Source organism: Arthrobacter tumbae, assembly GCF_016907495.1.
Taxonomy (GTDB): domain Bacteria; phylum Actinomycetota; class Actinomycetes; order Actinomycetales; family Micrococcaceae; genus Arthrobacter_D; species Arthrobacter_D tumbae.
Window position 1 is genome coordinate 205,234 of record NZ_JAFBCC010000001.1, and the last position, 20,931, is coordinate 226,164.

22 protein-coding genes are annotated in these 20,931 nt (G+C 62.9%); 5 read left to right on the forward strand and 17 right to left on the reverse strand.

Annotated features, from left to right (window positions below; translation table 11 throughout):
* Together nucS and JOD47_RS00965 are read left to right on the forward strand one after the other, a co-directional pair.
* Positions 1–696: an endonuclease NucS gene (gene nucS / locus JOD47_RS00960; RefSeq protein WP_204531157.1), complete on the forward strand. Its 696-nt coding sequence runs from the start codon at positions 1–3 to the stop codon at positions 694–696.
* Between the two features lie 314 nt (positions 697–1,010).
* Complete coding sequence (locus JOD47_RS00965; protein ID WP_056548105.1) at positions 1,011–1,214, forward strand: cold-shock protein; 204 nt, start codon at positions 1,011–1,013, stop codon at positions 1,212–1,214.
* Positions 1,215–1,298: 84 nt separating this feature from the next.
* Here JOD47_RS00965 and JOD47_RS00970 read toward each other — a convergent pair whose 3' ends face one another.
* From JOD47_RS00970 to JOD47_RS01030, 13 genes are all read right to left on the reverse strand, one after another.
* Entirely contained in the window at positions 1,299–1,730 is a 432-nt protein-coding gene (locus JOD47_RS00970; protein WP_204531160.1) for a DUF2550 domain-containing protein, read from the reverse strand.
* An 11-nt stretch (positions 1,731–1,741) separates the two neighbouring features.
* Entirely contained in the window at positions 1,742–2,026 is a 285-nt protein-coding gene (locus tag JOD47_RS00975; protein WP_204531162.1) for a F0F1 ATP synthase subunit epsilon, read from the reverse strand.
* Positions 2,027–2,032: 6 nt separating this feature from the next.
* Positions 2,033–3,496 (reverse strand): F0F1 ATP synthase subunit beta, encoded by a 1,464-nt coding sequence (gene atpD / locus JOD47_RS00980; protein WP_204531164.1) that lies wholly within the window; start codon positions 3,494–3,496, stop codon positions 2,033–2,035.
* 83 nt (positions 3,497–3,579) lie between these two features.
* Positions 3,580–4,473, reverse strand: coding sequence for a F0F1 ATP synthase subunit gamma (locus JOD47_RS00985; protein ID WP_204531166.1), 894 nt, complete (start codon positions 4,471–4,473; stop codon positions 3,580–3,582).
* Positions 4,474–4,561: 88 nt separating this feature from the next.
* A complete protein-coding gene (atpA, locus tag JOD47_RS00990; protein WP_204531168.1) occupies positions 4,562–6,196 on the reverse strand; it encodes a F0F1 ATP synthase subunit alpha in 1,635 nt (544 codons plus the stop codon).
* Positions 6,197–6,302: 106 nt separating this feature from the next.
* On the reverse strand, positions 6,303–7,118 hold the full coding sequence (locus JOD47_RS00995; RefSeq protein ID WP_204531170.1) for a F0F1 ATP synthase subunit delta: 816 nt from the start codon (positions 7,116–7,118) through the stop codon (positions 6,303–6,305).
* Positions 7,118–7,669: a F0F1 ATP synthase subunit B gene (locus tag JOD47_RS01000; protein ID WP_204531172.1), complete on the reverse strand. Its 552-nt coding sequence runs from the start codon at positions 7,667–7,669 to the stop codon at positions 7,118–7,120. Before JOD47_RS01000 ends, JOD47_RS00995 begins: the two co-directional genes overlap by 1 nt.
* Positions 7,670–7,722: 53 nt before the next feature.
* Positions 7,723–7,938, reverse strand: coding sequence for an ATP synthase F0 subunit C (gene atpE / locus JOD47_RS01005; RefSeq protein ID WP_204531175.1), 216 nt, complete (start codon positions 7,936–7,938; stop codon positions 7,723–7,725).
* 75 nt (positions 7,939–8,013) lie between these two features.
* Positions 8,014–8,838: a F0F1 ATP synthase subunit A gene (atpB, locus tag JOD47_RS01010; protein ID WP_204531177.1), complete on the reverse strand. Its 825-nt coding sequence runs from the start codon at positions 8,836–8,838 to the stop codon at positions 8,014–8,016.
* Positions 8,839–8,923: 85 nt separating this feature from the next.
* The gene (locus JOD47_RS01015; RefSeq protein ID WP_239547963.1) at positions 8,924–9,256 is read right to left on the reverse strand and encodes a hypothetical protein; all 333 of its coding nucleotides are present in this window, start codon (positions 9,254–9,256) and stop codon (positions 8,924–8,926) included.
* A complete protein-coding gene (locus JOD47_RS01020; RefSeq protein WP_204531179.1) occupies positions 9,243–9,740 on the reverse strand; it encodes a Cg1360 family ATP-synthase-associated protein in 498 nt (165 codons plus the stop codon). The genes JOD47_RS01015 and JOD47_RS01020 overlap by 14 nt, the downstream gene beginning before the upstream one ends.
* Positions 9,741–9,844: 104 nt before the next feature.
* Complete coding sequence (locus tag JOD47_RS01025; RefSeq protein WP_204531181.1) at positions 9,845–10,852, reverse strand: MraY family glycosyltransferase; 1,008 nt, start codon at positions 10,850–10,852, stop codon at positions 9,845–9,847.
* Positions 10,853–10,854: 2 nt separating this feature from the next.
* Positions 10,855–12,717 (reverse strand): polysaccharide biosynthesis protein, encoded by a 1,863-nt coding sequence (locus JOD47_RS01030; protein WP_204531183.1) that lies wholly within the window; start codon positions 12,715–12,717, stop codon positions 10,855–10,857.
* Between the two features lie 177 nt (positions 12,718–12,894).
* On the opposite strand from JOD47_RS01030, the gene JOD47_RS01035 reads away from it, so the two are divergent.
* The 3 genes from JOD47_RS01035 to JOD47_RS01045 are packed head-to-tail and all read left to right on the forward strand — an operon-like array spanning position 12,895 to position 15,704.
* Entirely contained in the window at positions 12,895–13,794 is a 900-nt protein-coding gene (locus JOD47_RS01035; RefSeq protein WP_204531185.1) for a glycosyltransferase, read from the forward strand.
* Positions 13,795–13,797: 3 nt separating this feature from the next.
* Positions 13,798–14,763: a glycosyltransferase gene (locus JOD47_RS01040; protein ID WP_204531188.1), complete on the forward strand. Its 966-nt coding sequence runs from the start codon at positions 13,798–13,800 to the stop codon at positions 14,761–14,763.
* Positions 14,760–15,704, forward strand: coding sequence for an NAD-dependent epimerase/dehydratase family protein (locus JOD47_RS01045; RefSeq protein WP_204531190.1), 945 nt, complete (start codon positions 14,760–14,762; stop codon positions 15,702–15,704). Before JOD47_RS01040 ends, JOD47_RS01045 begins: the two co-directional genes overlap by 4 nt.
* Here JOD47_RS01045 and JOD47_RS01050 read toward each other — a convergent pair.
* From JOD47_RS01050 to rho, 4 genes are all read right to left on the reverse strand, one after another.
* Entirely contained in the window at positions 15,655–16,476 is an 822-nt protein-coding gene (locus JOD47_RS01050) for an L-threonylcarbamoyladenylate synthase (RefSeq protein ID WP_204531192.1), read from the reverse strand. The two genes, JOD47_RS01045 and JOD47_RS01050, sit on opposite strands and share 50 nt — an antisense overlap.
* A 17-nt stretch (positions 16,477–16,493) precedes the next feature.
* Complete coding sequence (prmC, locus tag JOD47_RS01055; protein WP_204531195.1) at positions 16,494–17,342, reverse strand: peptide chain release factor N(5)-glutamine methyltransferase; 849 nt, start codon at positions 17,340–17,342, stop codon at positions 16,494–16,496.
* 16 nt (positions 17,343–17,358) lie between these two features.
* Positions 17,359–18,435 (reverse strand): peptide chain release factor 1, encoded by a 1,077-nt coding sequence (prfA, locus tag JOD47_RS01060; protein WP_204531196.1) that lies wholly within the window; start codon positions 18,433–18,435, stop codon positions 17,359–17,361.
* 103 nt (positions 18,436–18,538) lie between these two features.
* Complete coding sequence (rho, locus tag JOD47_RS01065) at positions 18,539–20,719, reverse strand: transcription termination factor Rho (RefSeq protein WP_204531197.1); 2,181 nt, start codon at positions 20,717–20,719, stop codon at positions 18,539–18,541.
* Between the last annotated feature and the right edge of the window lie 212 nt (positions 20,720–20,931).

Genomic DNA, 20,931 nt, shown 5'->3' on the forward strand with positions numbered 1-20,931 from the left:
GTGCGTTTAGTCATTGCCCGCTGCTCCGTCGATTACATCGGACGCCTCCGCGCCCACCTTCCCCTCGCCACCAGGCTGCTCATGGTCAAGGCGGACGGCTCGGTTCTGGTCCATTCCGACGGCGGCTCCTATAAGCCGCTCAACTGGATGAGCCCGCCGGCCACCCTCAGGATCGTCGAGCCGGCGGCCGACGACGCCGAACTGGGGGTCACCGAAACCTGGAACGTCCAGCATGCCAAGAGCGACGACCGCCTGGTCATCAGCATCCATGAGCTGCTGCACGAAAGTTCGCATGATCTCGGCGTTGACCCCGGTTTGATCAAGGACGGTGTGGAAGCCGACCTGCAGCGGCTGCTCGCGGAGCAGATCAGTCTGCTGGGCGAGGGCTACTCACTCATCCGCCGCGAGTACATGACCGCGATCGGTCCGGTGGACATTCTGGCCCGGGACGGTCAAGGCCGCACGGTGGCCATTGAACTGAAACGCCGCGGCGACATTGACGGCGTCGAACAACTTACCCGGTACCTTGAGCTGCTGAACCGCAACCCGCTGATGGCTCCGGTCAAAGGTGTTTTCGCAGCACAGCAAATCAAGCCCCAGGCGCGGGTGCTGGCGCAGGACCGCGGAATCGATTGCCTGACACTTGACTACGATGCAATGCGCGGTGTCGACGACGCGGATTCACGTCTGTTCTGACCGCAGCCCGCATCTGTTGGCCTGCTGTGACGGTTTGGACCGGTTACCGCAATCCTGAACTTCCGGATATTCGAATTCCCGCTTAACAATCGGTTTAATCGTCGGAATGTCCGTTGACCTGCACATACGGCTATGTGATGCTTATTTCAGTCTTTGTGTACGTGGTTTTCATGCTCGCAAGACAGGTTGCGAGCGTGAAGCTTGTCGTAGGTGCAGGGTCTTTCTTGTCCTCGGTGGAATTCACGCGAAGTAACTCGCGGTCGGCATACAGTGTGTCGATTCAGAAATATGTTCCATTAAGAGGAGAAATATAAATGGCACAGGGAACCGTCAAGTGGTTCAACGCTGAAAAGGGCTTCGGCTTCATCACGCCGGACGACTCCGAGGGCGACGTCTTTGTTCACTACTCCGAGATCCAGACCGGCGGATTCCGGAGCCTTGATGAGAATCAGCGCGTGCAGTTCGAGATCGGCCAGGGAGCCAAGGGCCCCCAGGCTACAGGCGTCACCGCACTGTAACTCAAGCTCACGCACATAGTTTGGGCCCCCACTTGTGCGGGGGCCCAAACTATTTAAGCACTGCCCGCCGCCGGAGTGCCTGCGTCAGCGCCAGGTGCCGATGCCTATCACAGGACCGGCTTCCAACCAGGAGGACAATCCGGCGTAGACATCGAACTTCATCGCCAAGAGAACATCTGTCCCCTCGTAACTCAGCGTTACCACTATCGCTCCCGGTTGAATACGTGCCTTTTCCACCTCAGTGGGCTGACGCCAGCCTTTCAGTTCGAGGGAGCTGCGCACGTACCGGTGCCTCGGCCGTGGGCTCAGCGAGACCAGCCGTAACCACTCCAGGTGCTTATCCGTATAACGACAAACCCCCATCCGCCAGCCCTTACTCGGGAGGCGAATGGAGGCGTCGAACGTTCCCAGCGCTGTGCGCAGCTGAAAGCGGCGCAGACAGAAGGCGCCGATCATAAGAACTACCAGGGCAAAGAGCACCGCGAGCGTGATGAACGTGATACCGATGCCGTCCATCAGCCCAACTGCTACTTTGCGTCTGCGGTCACTGAGCCGCCGATCCTGGCATTGTCGGCAACAATCACCACGCGGTTGCTATCCACGGAGAAGAATCCGCCATCGACACCCACAGTGAGGCGTTCGCCGGATACCGGCTGAATGGCAAGCTCGCCTTCTGCGAGGATTGCGAGAACTGGCGAGTGTCCGGGAAGGATCCCGATTTCGCCGTCGGCCGTGCGGGCTTTAACCATGGTCGCCGCGCCGGACCACACAAAGTGGTCCGCCGCGACAATCTCAACTTCAAGTTCAGCCATGGCGGCTTACTTTCCGCTCTGCTCTTGGATCCGTGCCCACTGGCGCTCGACGTCGTCCAGACCGCCGATGTTGAAGAACGCCTGCTCAGCAATGTGGTCGAGATCGCCGTTGGCGATGGCGTTGAAGCCCTCGATCGTGTCCTTGATGCTCACGGTTGAGCCCTCGACACCGGTGAACTGCTTTGCGGTGTAGGTGTTCTGCGAGAGGAACTGCTGGATGCGGCGTGCACGCGACACAACGATCTTGTCTTCTTCCGACAGCTCATCGACACCGAGGATGGCGATGATGTCCTGGAGTTCCTTGTTCTTCTGCAGAATCTGCTTGACGCGCACAGCGGTGTTGTAGTGATCGTGACCGATGTACTGCGGATCGAGGATCCGCGAAGTGGAGGTCAGCGGGTCGATCGCGGGGTACAGACCGCGCGAGGCAATTTCACGCGACAGCTCCGTGGTTGCATCGAGGTGCGCGAAGGTGGTGGCCGGCGCGGGGTCTGTGTAGTCATCCGCCGGGACGTAGATGGCCTGCATCGAGGTGATGGAGTGGCCCTTGGTGGACGTGATGCGCTCCTGGAGGAGGCCCATCTCGTCTGCCAGGTTCGGCTGGTAACCCACTGCCGAAGGCATGCGTCCCAGCAGGGTCGACACCTCGGAGCCTGCCTGGGTGAAACGGAAGATGTTGTCGATGAAGAGCAGCACGTCCTGCTTCTGGACATCGCGGAAGTACTCCGCCATGGTGAGTGCCGACAGTGCGACCCTCAGGCGCGTGCCCGGCGGCTCATCCATCTGTCCGAAGACAAGCGCCGTGTCCTTGAGGACTCCGGCCTCTTCCATCTCGACCCAGAGGTCGTTTCCTTCACGGGTACGCTCACCGACGCCGGCGAAGACCGAAGTACCACCGAAGTTGCGGGCCACACGGGTGATCATCTCCTGGATGAGCACCGTCTTACCCACGCCGGCACCGCCGAAGAGTCCGATCTTTCCACCCTTGATGTACGGGGTGAGGAGGTCGATGCTCTTGATACCGGTTTCCAGCATCTCGGTGGAACCCTCAAGGGAGGCGAAGGAGGGAGCCTTGCGGTGAATCGGCCAGCGCTCGGTGATCTCCAGCTGGGATTCCTCAACGTCGAGCGGCTTGCCCAGTACGTTGAAGATATGGCCCTTCACGACGTCCCCGACGGGAACCGAAATGGCAGAGCCGGTGTCCTGAACGGTGGTGCCGCGGACGAGGCCGTCGGTTGCCTGCAGGGAGATCGCACGCACGAGATTGTCGCCCAGGTGCTGCGAGGTCTCGAAGGTGATGGTGCGCGTCTCGCCGTTGAGGGTCACCTCGGTGGTCAGCGCATTGTAGATGGCGGGAATGGCGTCAGCCGGGAACTCAACGTCGACAACCGGGCCGATGACACGGGCTATGCGGCCGGTCGCGCCGGGGGCAACTGAGTCCGTACTGTTCTCAACAGTCTGGGCAGTCATCTCTCTCACTTCATTCAGTAGATGGCGTGGTGCTAATGGTAGTGCGGTTGGGAACCCCGGGAGGGGTCCGCGGAGGCCGAGGGTCAGGACGCGCTTAGTGCGTCCGCACCCGCCACGATCTCCGAAAGCTCCTGCGTGATTTCCGCCTGGCGGGCGGTGTTGCGGAGGCGCGTGTACTTCTTGATCAGATCGGTGGCGTTGTCGCCGGCCGACTTCATGGCACGCTGGCGTGCCGCGAGTTCGCTCGCAGCCGCCTGGAGCAGCGCTGCAAAGATCCGGGACTCGATGTACCGCGGAAGCAGCGCATCAAGAACCCTTTCCGGTTCGGGCTCGTACTCGTACAGCGGAAGGATGTCCGACTCGCTCGCTGCTTCCTCTTCCACTACCTCAAGCGGCAGAAGACGAATGACCGTCGGTTCCTGGGTGACCATCGAACGGAAGCGCGTGTAGACGACATGGATCTCGTCGACACCACCGTCCTCAAAGTCGGTTCCGAACTGCTCCAGAAGCACCCCGCCAACCTCACGTGCGGTTTCAAACTCAGGCGCATCCGTGCCGCCGGTCCAGACCTGCTCGTAGGGACGGCCGCGGAAGTCAAAGTACGCCTGGGCTTTCCTGCCGATCAGATAGGTCTTGACTTCCTTACCCTCCTCGCGGAGAAGCTCAAGGAGAGCTTCCGCCTGCTTCAGCACAGTGGCCGAGTAGGAGCCCGCCAAGCCTCTGTCCGAGGTCATGATGAGCACTGCCGCCCGCCGGATCTGCTCCGGTTCGGTGGTCAGTGGGTGATCAATCTCGGACTGCGACGCCACAGCGGAAACCGCACGGGTGATGGCATTGGCATAGGGCAGTGACGACGACACGCGGGCACGTGCCTTGCCAATGCGAGAGGTGGCGATCAGTTCCATCGCCTTGAAGATCTTCCGCATCGACGTCGTCGACACGATCTTCTGGCGGTAGACCCGGATCTGGGCTCCCATACTTGTCCTTTCCTTCGTAGTCCCCACGAAAGGAACCACGGTTCAGGCATCGGGCGTTCACGCGCGGTGCGCGCGAACGCCCGCGCCGTTAGCGCTTCTGCTTGACGATCTTTTCCTGGTCCACGGCGCCCTCATCGAGGGGACTGTGTTCCTCGTGGCCTGCGACAAGACCATCATGACCTTCGCCGAAGAACCCCTGTTTGAAGTCCGTGATGTGGGACTTGAGCTCATCCACGGTGGAGTCTTCGAGCTGATTGGTCTGCGCCAGCGTTGTCAGCACTGAGGACTTGTGGCGCAGGTGCTCCAGGAACTGCGCCTCGAACTTGCGGATGTCTTCAACCGGAACATCGTCAAGGTACCCATTGGTGCCGGCCCAGATCGAGACGACCTGTTCCTCAATGGGGAACGGAGCATACTGGCCCTGCTTCAGCAACTCCATGAGGCGTGCCCCGCGGGTCAGCTGCTGACGCGAGGCAGCGTCCAGGTCGGAAGCAAACATGGCGAACGCCTGCATGTCGCGGTACTGGGCGAGATCGAGTTTCAACGTACCCGAAACCTTCTTCATCGCCTTCACCTGAGCGGCACCGCCAACGCGGGACACGGACACACCAACATCGACGGCGGGCCGCTGGTTGGCGTTGAACAGGTCTGACTGGAGGAAGATCTGACCGTCAGTGATGGAGATGACGTTGGTCGGAATGTAGGCCGACACGTCGTTCGCCTTGGTTTCGACCAGCGGAAGACCTGTCATCGAGCCCGCGCCCAACTCGTCCGAGAGCTTTGCACAACGCTCCAGCAGGCGGGAGTGCAGGTAGAAAACGTCGCCCGGGTAGGCTTCGCGTCCCGGCGGACGGCGCAGCAGCAGGGACACCGCGCGGTAGGCCTCTGCCTGCTTGGAGAGATCATCAAAGATGATCAGAACGTGCTTGCCGCCGTACATCCAGTGCTGGCCGATGGCCGAACCTGCGTAGGGAGCAAGGTATTTGAAGCCGGCGGGGTCCGAGGCAGGGGACGCCACGATGGTTGTGTACTCCAGCGCGCCCTTGTCTTCCAGCGTCTGGCGCACGGCCGCAATCGTCGAAGCCTTCTGGCCGATGGCGACGTAGATGCAGCGGACCTGCTTCTGCACGTCTCCGGATGCCCAGTTGGCCTTCTGGTTGATGATGGTGTCCACCGCGATGGCCGTCTTGCCGGTCTGGCGGTCACCGATGATGAGCTGGCGCTGTCCGCGGCCGATCGGGATCATGGCGTCGATGGCCTTGAGGCCGGTCTGCATCGGCTCGTGCACCGACTTGCGCTCCGTTACGCCCGGTGCCTGGAGCTCGAGTGCACGACGCGCCTCCGACTTGATCTCACCGAGGTCGTCGATCGGCTGCCCGAGGGGGTCAACCACGCGGCCAAGGAAGGCGTCGCCAACGGGAACGGAGAGAATCTCTCCGGTCCGGTGTACTTCCTGACCTTCTTCGATACCGGTGTAGTCACCGAGGACAACGACACCGATTTCACGGGTGTCGAGGTTCTGGGCGAGGCCCAGCGTGCCGTCTTCGAAGCGCAGCAGCTCGTTTGCCATGACAGAGGGAAGTCCCTCTACCCTGGCGATGCCGTCACTTGCGGATGTTACGCGGCCAACTTCGACCCGCTCCGCGTTTCCGGGTTCGTAGGACGCCGCGAACTCGTTCAACGCATTACGGACGTCGTCGGCGTTGATGGTCAATTCGGCCATCTGCAGTCCCTGCTCTCCTGTGTTGTGATCACCGCCGGTAAGCGGTGACCGTGTTGTTTTCGTCTGTAGTCGAAGCCCGCGAGCTTCAGCGTTGCCCTGTCCGCAGCTAAACGGCCATCTTTCGACGGAGTTCGGACAGACGGGTTAGTGCCGTGGCGTCAACCACTTCGTCTCCCACCTTCACGCGAACGCCGCCCACGAGGGACGGGTCCACGCTGACATTGACCTTGAGGTCTCGCCCGTAGAGCGCGTTCAGCCCTGCCTGGAGCCGGGCCAGCTGCTCATCCGACAGCGGACGGGTAACGCTGACGGTAGCAATCCAGCGCTCCTGGCGCAGGGCAACAAGCTCAATGAAGCGTTCAGCCAACGCCGAGGGCCTCAGGCCACGCGGCGACAGAACCGCCTGACGGATCAAAAGCCTGGCTTCATCTCCGGCCGAGGGAACGAGCTTCAGCGCAAGGGCCACTTTCGCGGATCCTTCTGCCTGGGGTTCAGACAGAGCACGCTGCAGATCATGGTTCGATTCAACGACGCTCAGGAATGAGAAAAGATCATTCTCAAGTCCCTCAAGACCGTGAATTCCCTGTCCCCTGTTCTCGGCGACGGCGATAGCCACGGTTGCGGCGAGCGCTTCCAGGGCATCACCGATGTCGCGGGGCTTGGCCCAGCGGCGGGCGACGAGGTCGCGAATGACTTCTGACGCCTCCGGCGAGATACGTCCAGCGAACAGCCGCGTGGAGAGAGCAACTTTCTGCTCTCCGTCGCGGTTGGGGTCAGTGACGGCGCGGCGGAGCCCGGCGTTCGAATCGAGTGTGTCCAGCACGCCGAACAGTTCCTCAGCCAGCGTCAGCGATGCTGTGCCGAGCCGAGGCTCGAGTTCCTGCCGTGCCGCCGTGAGGGACTGGCTTGATACGCCTGCCATTATTTGGCTGCACCTGCGCTCTGGGTAGCGGACTGCGCCTCCAGGTCAGCGAGGAAACGATCGACGACACGTGCAGAACGCGCGTCATCGGCCAGGGACTCGCCGACGATCCGGCTGGCCAGGTCAGTGGCAAGGGTCCCGACGTCAGCCCGCAGCGAGACAGCAGCTGCCTGGCGGTCGGCCTCGATCTGTGCCTCAGCCTGTGCGGAGATGCGGTTCGCCTCGGCGACAGCCTTCTCCTTGAGCTCTGCCAGGATTTGTGCGCCCTCAGCACGTGCTTCCTCGCGGATGCGATTCGCCTCGGTGCGAGCGTCGACCAACTGCTGCTTGTACTCCTCGCGTGCAGCATTAGCCTCGGCCTGAGCGGCCTCCGCCTTCGCGATGCCACCCTCGATGGCTTCAGTCCGCTCTGCAAACGTCTTCTCAAACGCCGGCATGACGAACTTGATAACGATGTACATCAGTACAGCGAACCCTGCGACCGTAACCAATAATTCCCATAGGTTCGGTGCGAGGGGACTCTCAGCTGCAAGTATGACTGCGCTATCCATGTTGTTTCACCCGTCTTTCTACCACTAGTCCGTTTGGTCAGCCAGCGACTCTTCTAGAGAACGAAGGCGAAGACCAGACCGAGGATTGCGAGGGCTTCGGTCAGTGCCAGGCCAAGGAATGCGATTGGCTGCAGCACACGCTGCGCTTCGGGCTGACGAGCAACACCGTTGATGTACGCGGCGAACACGAGGCCCACACCGATACCACCGCCGATTGCGGAGAGACCGTAGCCTACGAGGTTGATGTTGCCGTTGATAATGCCTTCCATTTTCTTCCTTTCAAGATGCCGGCTATGCGGCAGGTTGGTTGGGATCATCCCCAGCGGGGAAGACTTTGTTACGTGTTAGTGAGCGTCCGCGTGGAGCGCGCCCTCAATGTAGATCGCGGCCAGCAGGGTGAAAACGTAGGCCTGCAGAACCATGATCAAAGCTTCGAGCATGTACATGGCAACCGCGCCGCCAAGAACCAGAACGCCGGTTCCCTGAAGGAGTATGTTGCCGGACAGGGTCATGAATTCGATCGCGCTGCCTGCCAGCATCACGATGAGGTGACCTGCCAGCATGGTTGCGAACAAACGGAGGGAGTGGGTGACCGGACGAACCAGGAAGTTCGAAATGATCTCGATCGGAACTACCAGCGGCATGATGTACCACGGCACCCCGGAGGGAACCACGGCGAGCTTGAAGTAGCGCAGGCCATGCTTCTTGATGCCGACGGCAATCCAAAGGATGTAGAAGATGGCCGCGATCGCGTACGCACTGCCGGGGTGGGAGAAAGTAGGGATCTGAAGCAGCGGAACCGCACCGAAGATGTTGTTCACCAGGATGAAGAAGAACGCGGTGAACAGCCAGGGGACGTACTTCATGTACTCGCGTCCGCCGATGATGTCCTTGCCGATGGAGTTGCGAACGAAGCCGTACGCTGCTTCACCAAGGAACTGCAGTTTGCCAGGAACAAGTTGACTGCGGCGGGAGGCAATATAGAAAAATGCGCCGATGAGGATAACCGACAGGATGACCAGCAGCATCTGCTTGCCGAAGCCTGGCGCGAACCAAACGCCATACTCACTATTCCAGGGAAGAATGTTCGGCGGATGCGCTTCTTCGATCGTGGGTGGGACAAAGCCCTCTTCAGTGGTGGTTTGAGCGGGGAGCGCAAGCGCGATCAACGCGTTTCCTCTCTGCAGTGTCCATCGTTGGGCGTGGTTGGATCGGGCACAGCGTTACTGCTCCGACGCATGAAGTTATGGGACATCACTCAGGGGAACCTTCCTCCGGACCGCGCCTGCGCTCCGGCATTGAATCAGGACCGGAGGAGTTGGAACGGGTGAGGTTGTGCTTGTGGGAGAGGTAGAAACCGCCCACTGCACCCAAGAGGCCTCCTGCGAGCACGATCCAACGCGTCCCCAGGAGATTGTCCAGCCCCCAGCCTATCAAACTCCAGACTATGATCCCGCCAATGATGTAGCTGAAAACAGCTATTCCATCGTTGTACCCGGCTTCGCCGTAGCGACCGCGCGCGTCAGCCTCTGGGCGCTCATCGCCCGAGCCCGAGCCGGCGTTGGATGCGCCTTTACGCATGCCCATCAGCTGCCTGCGCTCCGGACGACCCGGTCGAGTCATAGTCGTTGTACAGCTGATGGCGAGCCCTGGAAAAGACGGTGACCTCCACTACCTGCCAGAGAACCACTGCTCCCACGGCTGCGCCGAAGAACCAGTTGCGTTCCAGCCAGGCCGGGACGCCGATGAAAAACAGGACAGCGGCAAAGCCGACGACCTTGATGGCATAGGTGACCATGAAGATACCGAGGGCACCGCTTGGATTCGACCGGCCGACGAAATGACCGATGAGCAGGCTCAGCGCGAAGAAGAGCGCTACCACGGCGTAGCCGAACAGCACGCTCGCCGCCCCGCTTCCCCCGTCCACCGCGAACGCGGTGGCCGTAGTGATGACCAGCGCCGCCCCCGTGACAGCGAGGCAACGCAGCAGGATCCGCAGCCACAGGGACTCAGTGGGACCAGACGCGGAGGCACGGGACACACTGGCGCGCGATGCGTCGGGTGTGCTCATGGGGTTCCGTCCATCGAGGGGCTGGGTAGGGCCGGCGTCTCCGCCCGACCGGTCCCTGAAATTCTACAGCAGATAGAAATCGATCCCGCTTTTAGTTGCCTTTCTCAACCGTCAGCCGGAATCAACCGTCGTCGTGCGAGAATTCTCGGCGAGTAGATATACAGGGCGACGACGGCGGCAGCAAACACCGAGCAGGCAATGGCCAGTGGCGCGGGTGCTGTGGCAAGGACAAATCCGGCCGCGCCGACCAGTGCAGAACACATGGTCACCACGAGCGCCGACTGCACGTGGGTGAGCCCGACGTCAGTCAATCGCTGGTAGACATGCTCGCGGTGCGAGGCGTACCAGCGGTCCCCTGCCCTGATCCGCCGCAGGAAGGTGATGAAGGTGTCCGCCAGGTAGATCAGTACCGGGGACAGCAGGTACTCAAGGTAAACGCCGGCCAGCAAGCCTGCGACCGCCATGCCGGCAATGGAGGCGCCGAGCAGGTAACTGCCGACGTCGCCAAGGAAAACAAAGCCCCGCCCAAGGTTCCAGGGCAGGAATCCCGCGAAGGCTCCCGCGACAACCAGTCCGGCAACAGTCAGCCAGAACTGGCCCACCAGCATGCCGGCCACCGAATAGAACACTCCCACAAGGACGCCATGGAGGCCGGAGATGCCATTGATGCCGTCCATGAAATTGGCCGCATTCACATAGGCGGCCACGGCGAGTGCTCCAATGGGCACCCACCAGTAGGATTGTCCGATCGTCCACGCTAGCGCAGCGGTCCCCACCGCTCCGATCATCAACTGGATCAGCGCACGCAGCCGGATCGACAGACCCCGGTAGTCTTCGATCCAGCCGAGGACGGCCGCGGCCGAGAGCATGGCCAGGACGATGAGCACCACTGAACGGTCAACCGGGACCAGGCCCGTCAGCAGGGACAGAACAAGCCCGACGGCGATACCCACCGCGACGGTGATGCCCACTCCACGGATAACCACCGAGGTGTGGGAGGAGCGTTCATTGGGGATGTCGAGCACACCAAGCTTCTGCAGGATCGGCTTGAGTCCAAACGGGAGGACCAGGCTGAGCAGCAGCGACGAACCGACAACAACCCAGAGCAACATGATCAGGCCCCTTTTTCGGCCGGAGGTTGCATGCCCTCCGAATAGGCCTCGATGCCGCCCTTGACCTTCCAGTCACCCAGGTCGAGCATGCCCGGATCAAGCGCCGCTACCCGGGTATGCGAAATCTTGGGATGAAGGGGCCGGGCGTCGTCCTCGTCGATGCCCACGAGATCCTCATGCAGTTTCTCGCCTTTGCGCAGGCCGGTGAAGACTATCTCGATGTCTTTCCCCGACATGGCAATCATCCGCTGGGCCACGTCCAGGATCTTGACCGGCTCCCCCATGTCGAGGATGAGGACTTCGCCTCCGCTGCCGATTGCTCCCGCCTGGATGACCAGCTGGCAGGCTTCAGGGATGGTCATGAAGAAGCGGGTCACCTCCCGGTCTGTGACGGTGATCGGTCCGCCCACCCGGATCTGCTCAGTGAAGAGCGGCAGCATCGATCCGCGGCTGCCGATGACGTTGCCGAAGCGGACAGACACGTACCTCGCACCCGCCGCGCCGGCTGTCCAGGCCGTCAGTTTCTCAGCGACGCGCTTCGAGTGGCCGAGAACGCTGGTGGGATTCGCAGCCTTGTCGGTAGAGATGTTCACGAAGTTGCTGACACCGGCCGCTTCAGCTGCCCGCAGCACGTTGAGCGTGCCGAGGACGTTGGTCTTCCACGCCTCTTCGGGATACTGCTCAAGCAAGGACACGTGCTTGAGCGCCGCCGCGTGGAAGACCACTTCAGGCTTGCGGTCCACGAAGATCGCGCGCAGCGTGTCCGCTTCCCGGATGTCGGCAAGGACAGTGTCCCTGCCCGTCAGCAGTCCCCTGCCTGTCAGGGAGATCTGGGTGGTCTGCAGTCCCGTCTCGTCCCGATCCAGCATGATGAGTTCCGCCGGACCGAATTCTGCGAGCTGGCGGCACAGCTCCGAGCCGATGGAGCCGCCTGCACCGGTCACCAGAACCCGCCTGCCGGCGATGTAGCCGGCCACCTCGTCGGCATGAATGTCCACCGGACGCCGACCGATCAGGTCCTCGACCGCCACTTCACGGAAATCGGTGAGTCCCTTCTCTCCACCTCCGGCGAGCATCTCCCGCAGCGGAGGCAGCACCAACACCCGCATGTTGAGCCCCGCTACGAGGTCCGAGACGCGCCGCACCTGGGCCGCTTCAACATCGGAGAACGCAATGACGAGGGCGGTTGCACGCGTGCGACGCGCCATCTCCGGCAGATCTTCGAGGCGGCCCAGTACCGGAACCGTGGCGAGCCGCAGGTGTTTCTTGGCGGGATCATCATCGATCAGGCCGACAGGAAAGTAGGGGGACTCCCGGTCCTGCATCATTCGGGTCACCAGTGACTTGCCAAGGAAGCCCGCTCCGTAGATCAGGGTCCGCTGAGCATCGTCGCCGGGTTTGGCCTTACTCTCCACATACATGCGCTTCAGGTAGCGGGTCGATGCCATGAAGATGCAGGCGAACGGGAATGCGATGATGGCCACGCTGCGCGGGATCTGGATAACGCTGATGAAAGCGATGCTTACCAGCAGCAGGATCACCGAGACAATCACCGTCACGATGACCAGCAGGCGCGCTTCGTGGAAACTGCCGAACGCATAGCGTCCCCGGTAAAGGGCAAAACTCATGCCGACGACCAACTGGGAGATCACTGCAACGGCGCAGAAGACAACTGCACCGGGAACGTTGATCTGGGTGACCAGCAGCTCCAGGCGAAGGATCACGGCCAGGAAGACAGCAACAATCCACGCGAACGAATCGAAGGCGTATTGGGACCACAGCCACAGCGCCGGCTTGTCGGTCCTGCCGGCGGAGTCGTCCCGATTCACGCGAGCCGCGGAATTCTGGTTATCCGTCTGTGTCATGATTCCTTTGGATGGGCGGTTGGCGTAGCGTCACGCCCCCTTCGATCCGGCGCAAAAAGGCCGTCCGGGCCGTGTAATAGACTTTCCCTACCCGAGAATACTAGCCCGACTGATGTGCGCTCCCTGTGACCTGTCGCAGTGAGCTGAGCGTTGCGGAGGCTGGCCGAAAGGACCGTTTTGCAGGAAACCGTGGCTGTAGCGGCAGTGACTTTCGACAGGCCGGATGATGTACAGACACTCCTTGAAGCGCTCGCACGGCAGGATCATCCGATCACCTCTGTGGCACTGGTCGACTCGGGCACGCAGGACGTCGCTGCCCTGGCTGAACGTTCCAGCGCGCGCGTCAACTACATCCGGTCCTCCACCAATCTGGGCGGCGCCGGCGGATTCTCCCTTGCCATTCTTTCCGCAATGGCCAGCGGCGCCGAATGGATCTGGATCATGGACGACGACGCCCACCCGGAGGACACCACAGTCCTGCGCAGCCTGCTGGAAGCGGCCCGCTCGAGGAAACTGGACGTCGTTGTACCGCTGATTGTCGCGCCGACCGATTCCACCCGCCTCTCCTTCCCCTTCCGCATTCAGGGGCGCACCACCCACGACCGTGACCAGGTGGAAAACCTCGGCTTCATCCCGGACATTGCGCAGTTCTTCAACGGCGCGCTGATCCGCACCGATGTCTTCTTCCGGGTCGGACTGCCGGATCTACGCCTCTTCATCCGCGGCGACGAAACTGACTTCATGCTTCGGCTTCGCCGCGCCGGCATACCGTTCGGCACGGTCACCACCGTCGCGCTCAGCCACCCGCCGGGATGGGCGGAAGTCCAGCACGTGATCGGCGACCGGCTCCACGTGCTGGTTCCGGAAACACCCTTCAAGCGCTTCTACTTCTTCCGGAACCGGGGACATCTGACGCGTCGGTACATCCGCGTGCGGTCCTTCGTCGCGGACGTGGTGGGCTACCCGGTCTACTATCTCCGCCGCGGTGATATCCGCGGCTTCGCCTCCTGGGCCCGTGCCTACGCTGCCGGAATGCGTGGGCGAAGCTTCGGCCCTCCTTCGGATTTCGGATTCTGACTGATGAGTGCCCAGCCGTCCGTCACCGTGGTGGTGACCACGTTCAACCGCGCCGGCTATCTGAGCCGACTGCTGGATTCGCTGGGGCGGCTCGATCCGGCGCCTGCCGCCGTCGTCGTCGTTGATAACGCCAGTACCGACTCCACCGGTGAGGTGCTGGAAGCGGCGACTGCCTCGTTTCCGGTCCCGCTGACCGTGCATCGACTGGCAGTCAATGCCGGCGGATCCGGCGGATTTTCCGCCGGCGTGAAGCGGGCCGTCGCTGACGGCGCAACCTGGCTGTGGCTGATGGATGACGACGTCGAAGCCCTGCCCGGCGCGCTGGCGGCCTTCTCCCCGTGGCTCGACAAGTACAGGTGCCTGCATGGCCGGCGCCTGGACCATACCGGGGAGCCTTTCTTCTGGCAGCACCGCTTCAACGCATTCCTCGGCGTGCATTTCCCGGTTCCCGGCAATGTCTTCGCCTCTTCTCCGGTTTTCCGCACCAATGTGGCGTGCTTCGAGGGTGTTCTTCTGCATGCGGACGTCGTCCGGGCCGTGGGGCTCCCTGATCCGCGGTTCTTCATCAACGGCGATGACACCACGTACGGCTGGCTCATCTCCCAGCGGGAACCCGTTGTCTACATCGACGAGTTCGTGCTGCGGAAGGCCCGCCCACAGAAGCAGATCGACCTCGGCGTGCGCCACCTGAATGATTCGAGCAACCTGGGACGCTACTGCGGAATGCGTAACCGCGGGCATCTCGCGAGGTACCTGATGGAATACGGACAGTTCAACCGCGTCGGATTTGCCCTCGGCACAGCCCTCACAGCAGCGAAGGAACTGGTACGGCTGATCGCTGTCGAGCGCACGCTCTCGGGGATCGGTCCCCTGTGGCACGGGTGGCGCGAATCGCGCTTCGTTCTAAGGGATCCAGACTGGCTGCCGATGCCGGCGCTGAATTCCCAGGCGACGGGCGCTGCCTCATGATCTGGTCCGTCGTCGGAGGCAGCGGCTTCGTCGGGAGCGCAGTCCTCAAGGCGCTCACCGACGCGGGCGAGGAAGCACGGCCGGTCCGGGCACCGCGCGTTACCGCATCAGCGGACACACCGGCGGAAGTGTTCGCCGAGGCTGACCGCCAGGCCGCCGTCGTCGATCGCCTGGCCAAGGAACTTTCCGGTTGCACCGTGGTGGTCAATGCGGCGGGAGCTGCCGCACCGCGCAGCCCCGGCTCCCGGGAGCTGACCGGCGCCAACGCCCTGCTTCCTGTGCTGCTTGCCCGCGCGTGCGCCGCGGCGGGAGTACGTCGGCTGGTGCACCTCAGCAGTGCGGCCGTGCAGGGGCACCGTCCGGTCCTCGACGAATCACCGGACACCGCACCCTTCTCCCCCTATTCACGGAGCAAAGCGCTCGGGGAGCAGGCACTCGGACTTGGCCGCTTCGGCACGCTGGAGATTGTCTCGGTGCGCGCCACATCCGTCCAGGGCCCTGAACGGCCGACGACGACGGCACTGGCCCGGCTCGCCGCCTCACCGCTGGCATCGGTCGCCTCACCCGGCACGGCACCCAGCCCGGTCTCCTCTGTCGATGCCCTCGCCGAGCTGGTCCGGACGATCGGTCTGCATCAAGGCCCGGTACCGTCAGTCGTGCTGCAGCCGTGGGAAGGGATGACCGTGCGGTCGGTGCTTGAGGCTACCGGCGGCACTCCCCTGGTTCTTCCTTCATTTCTCTGCCGACTCATCCTGCGCACGGGATACGGGGTATCCGCGCTATTGAAGGAACGTCTTCACGGATCGATCCGGCGGGTTGAGCTGATGTGGTTCGGCCAGGATCAGGTTGCCGGCTGGGTTGCCGGGCAAGGCATCGCCCTTCCTGCCCGCGTCAGTTCGATTCTTGAGGAGGCCGGGGCTCGTCGCCGGAGTCCCCGTTAGGGGGCGGGCTTCCAGCGGGTGTCGCGTCGGGCGGCCCCGCAGCTTCTTCCGTGACCCTGTCTTCTTCCGCGCTCCTATCTCCGTCCGTGCTTTCGTCGCCTGCACCGGCGTCGACGTCGTCGCTCGTTCCACGCACGACCCCGGGAACCACAGCACGCAGTTCCTCGAATGAGATCACGCCTTCGCGGACCACTACGGGCAGGTCCCCCGTGGTATCCACGATCGTGGACGCACCGGCGTCGGCGGAACGTGCGCCGTCCTCAAGGTAGACCTCAACCGCGTCTCCCAATTGTGCGTAGGCATCAGCCGCGGTTGCAGCTGCCGGTTGTCCCGTGCGGTTTGCCGAGGAGACGGCAAGCGGGCCCGTCAGGATCAGGAGGTCCAGGGCAACGCGGTCATTCGGCATGCGAAGCGCCACTGTTCCGAATGTATCGCCGAGATCCCAGGTGAGCGACGGCTGGGCATGGCAGATGAGGGTCAGGCCGCCGGGCCAGAACTCCTCTGCGAGCCGACGCGCCTCGAGGCTGATGTCCGTTGCGAGCCCATCCATCGTCTGAACGCGTGGAATGAGGACCGGCGGCGGCATGCTGCGTCCGCGCCCCTTGGCCGCGAGCAGCGTGGCAACGGCTTGCGGCGTGAAGGCATCCGCGGCGATTCCGTACACGGTGTCAGTGGGAATCACCACGCACTGCTTTGCGGCGAGCGCGCGTTGGGCGCGCGCTATTCCCTCACTGCGGTCGGTCGGGTCGGAGCAATCGAAGGTGGCACTCACGCCAGCCATCCTTTCATTTACTGCACGTTGGTTCGAATTGCCGAGGTTGCACGGTCCCGCTCCGAAAGGTCCTGGTGGGTGCAGACAGTTGTCCACGACGGGTCCGCACCCAGGATCCGCATCAGCGCTTCGGCTTGCACCTCGGCATGTTCCATCACGAAATAGCCGTCCGGCTTCAGGAGTCGCGCTGCAGCAGCCGCGGCGGCGAGGGGCAGGCGTAGCCCGTCGGCGCTTCCTCCGTACAGCGCAATCTCCGGATCGTGCTCAGCAACTTCGGGGTCGCGGGGAACCGCATCGGTAGGAATGTAGGGAGGATTAGAGACGACGACGTCGAACGTTCCGTTCTGCCCTGAAAGCGCGCTGGCATAGTCGCCCCTGATCAGGGTGACACCGAGCGGGGCGAGATTGCGCTCCGCCCACGCCAACGCCAGGTCGCTCAGTTCAACCGCATGGACGTCCGCGTCGGGCACCTCCTGGGCAATTGAGCCTGCGATGGCGCCGGATCCTGTGCCGAGGTCGGCCACGCGCGCACCCGGGACACCTTGCGCCGCTGTGATGGCAAGCTGGGCAACCGTCTCCGTCTCCGGGCGGGGGATGAAGACGCCGGGTCCCACCGCAAGCTCCAGACCGCGGAAGTACGCAACGCCCGTGATGTGCTGGAGCGGCACCCGCTGCGACCGCTCAGCAACGAGCTCGCTGTACCCGTCCGGCGCCGCAGCCCCGATCAGGGCGAGGGCACGCACCCGGCCGACACTCTCAGCCATCAGGTGCGCTGCAAGAAGTTCCGCGTCGACCTTCGGACTCGGCACACCTGCCTCAGCCAGCGTCGACGCAGCATCACGCAGGGCATCCGCCAGCGACTTCATGCTGTGGCCGACGCTGCTAGGCGTCGTCGCCGATGGCATCGAGCCGGGTCTGCTCGTCCAGCTCAATGGCGGACTGCACGACCGCTTCGAGTTCACCGTTCATGACGGCGTCAAGGTTGTACGCCTTGTAGCCCGTGCGGTGGTCAGCGATGCGGTTTTCGGGGAAGTTGTAGGTGCGGATGCGCTCCGACCGGTCCATGGTGCGTACCTGGGATTTGCGGATGTCCGAGTTGGCGGCGTCGATCTCTTCCTGCTTGGCGGCCAGGATGCGGGAACGCAGCACGCGCATGGCAGCCTCGCGGTTCTGCAGCTGGGACTTCTCATTCTGCATGGCAACGACGATGCCGGTGGGAAGGTGGGTGATGCGCACGGCAGAGTCTGTGGTGTTCACTGACTGGCCACCGGGTCCGGACGACCGGTAGACGTCAATCTTGAGATCGTTCTGGCTGATCTCGACCTCTTCGGGCTCATCCACCTCGGGCAGCACCAGCACTCCGGCTGCCGACGTGTGAATACGTCCCTGGGACTCCGTGACCGGAACGCGCTGCACACGGTGAACGCCGCCCTCGAACTTCAACCGTGCGTACACGCCTTCGGCCGGATCATTCGATGAACCCTTGATGGCCATCTGGACGTCCTTGTATCCACCGAGATCGGATTCATTGGCGGAAATGAGCTCGGTCTTCCAGCCGCGCGATTCTGCGTACCGGGTGTACATCCGGAGGAGATCGCCGGCGAACAGCGCGGCTTCGTCGCCTCCTTCACCGCCCTTGACCTCGATGATGACGTTGCGGGAGTCGTTGGGATCACGCGGGATCAGCAGCCGTCGCAGCCGTTCCTGCGCAGCGGCCAACTGCTGCTCAAGCTCAGGGATCTCGGCAGCGAATTCAGGGTCCTCGGCCATCTCACGAGCCGCCTCCAGATCATCCTCGAGGGCCTGCCACCGTGTGTGCGCTTCCACGATGCCGCTGAGTTCGGCATAGCGTCGGCCAAGTTTGCGAGCCAGGGATTGATCTGTATGCACGGCTGGATCAGACAGCCGCACCTGCAGCTCGGCGTGCTCATCGAGCAGGCCCTGAATGGACTCAAACATGGCAGACACAACCTTCAGTATCGGAATCGAGCGGGCATGGGTGGCTTAACGCGCAAAGCCGTTCGGGACATGCCTGGCCGGCATGTCCCGAACGGCTACTTAGCTAATCGTTGTCGCTTTTTGATCCAAGCGTGGTCTTTTGGACCTGCATGAGGAACTCGACGTTCGACTGCGTCTCCCGGATCTTGTTGGTAAGCAGCTCGAGTGCTTGCTGCTGCTCCAGCCCGGAAAGGACCCGGCGGAGCTTCCACATGATCTTGACCTCGTCGGGCGAGAGCAGGTTCTCCTCGCGGCGGGTGCCCGATGCGTTCACATCGACCGCGGGGAAGATTCGCTTGTCCGCAAGGTTGCGGGACAGGCGCAGTTCCATATTGCCGGTGCCCTTGAACTCTTCGAAGATCACTTCGTCCATCTTCGAACCGGTCTCAACCAGCGCCGTGGCAAGAATGGTCAGCGAGCCGCCGTTCTCGATGTTGCGGGCTGCACCGAAGAAGCGCTTCGGCGGGTACAGGGCCGCCGAGTCGACGCCACCGGAGAGGATACGGCCCGAGGCAGGTGCTGCCAGGTTGTAGGCGCGTCCCAGGCGGGTCATCGAGTCAAGGAGTACGACGACGTCCATTCCCATTTCGACGAGGCGCTTGGCCCGCTCGATCGAGAGTTCGGCAACAGTCGTGTGGTCATCAGCCGGGCGATCGAAGGTGGAGGCGATGACCTCACCCTTGACGGTGCGCTGCATGTCGGTGACTTCCTCGGGACGTTCGTCCACGAGGACCATCATGAGGTGCACCTCCGGGTTGTTCACCGTGATGGCATTGGCAATAGCCTGCAGGATCAAGGTCTTGCCGGCCTTCGGAGGCGACACGATGAGTCCACGCTGGCCCTTGCCGATCGGCGCTACCAGGTCGATGACGCGGGGGCCGATCTTCTTGGGCTCGGTCTCGAGGCGCAGGCGCTCGGAGGGGTAGAGCGGAACGAGCTTCGCGAAGTCCACGCGGTCCTTCAGCTCTTCCGGGTTCTTCCCGTTGATGGAGGTCAAACGGACCAGCGCGTTGAACTTCTGGCGGGTGCTGCTCTGGTTCTCACCCTCGCGCGGCGCACGGATGGCGCCGACTACGGCGTCGCCCTTGCGCAGCCCGTATTTCTTGACCTGTGCCAGCGAAACGTAAACGTCGTTGACGCCGGGCAGGTACCCGGAGGTGCGGACGAACGCGTAGTTCTCGAGGACGTCCAGGATGCCCGCAACAGGCAGCAGGACATCGTCATCGGTGACCTCGACGTCGTCGACGTCCGGGTTCTGGTTGCGTCCACGACGGCGCTCGTTGCGGTCGCGGAACCGGTTGTTGCGGTCGTCCTCGCGGTTGTTGCGGTTGCGGTTGCGCCGGTTGCGGCTGTTGCCGTCGTCGCGGTCTCCGCGGTCATTCCGGTTGTCGCGGTCGCCGCGATTGTCGCGGTTGTCACGGTCCCCACGGTTGTCGCGGTCATTCCGGTTGTCACGGTCCCCACGGTCATTGCGGTTATCGCGTTCGTTTTGGTTATCGCGGGTGTCGTCGTTTGAACGGCGCTCGTCATTGGAGCGTCGCTCATTGCGGTCCCGGTTACGGTCGCGGCGATCATTGCGCCGCTCGCCTTGGGTATCCGCACCGTCCGTGCTCTCACTATTCTGCTGGGCACCCTGCTCGGCACCCTCGGCCTCAGGGGCTTGCGCACTGCCCTGGGCATCGGACTCGGCGCGGCGTCCGCGGCGCCCGTCACGGCTGCGGCGGCCGCGATCCGGGGTTTCCGCTTCAGCACCGGAAGTTTCCTGGGCCGGTCCGCCTTCGGACTCAGCCGCGGCGCCCGCAGCCTGGCCGCCCTGCGCACTGTCAGCGGCGGTCTGGTCGGTCTTTACGACGCCGTCGCTCCCGGCTCGCCTATTACGGTTGCGGGTGCGCGAGGGCCGCTCGGCAGGCTCAGCTGCCTGTTCCTGCTCCGGAGCACCGGCGCCGTTCTGCGCAGAAGCGCTGCCGGACGAAGCGTTGGAACGTGCGTTTTCCTGGGCCGGAGCCTGTGCAGACGTCGCCTTGGGGCGGTCTGCCACTGCCGAGCCGCGCTGGTGGTCGGAGATTGCGGCCACGAGGTCGCCCTTGCGCATCCGCGAACCTACGGTGATGCCAAGCTGACCGGCAAGAGCCTGCAGTTGGGCGAGCTTCAGTCCGGCAAGCCCGGAACTCTTGGAAGCTGGTGCGCCGTTTGTTTCGGCGGCTTGGGTATCCACGCCTGTCGGCAGGTCAGTGGTTTGAGTCACGAAGGATTCCTTCCCCCTCGTCGGGCGATCCATCTCTGATGTGAATCGCGGTTTTGGTTTGCCCGCCGCCAAGTCGAGAGAGTTGGAAGCTAAGGTTCGGTGCTGGCCGGATGCTCTCCGGCGTGGCCGAGCGTGCTGGAGACCTCAAGGCCCAGTGCGTAGCAGTCACGATGTGACGTACTGCCGCATCAGGTTCTGGGAGGTACACCTGA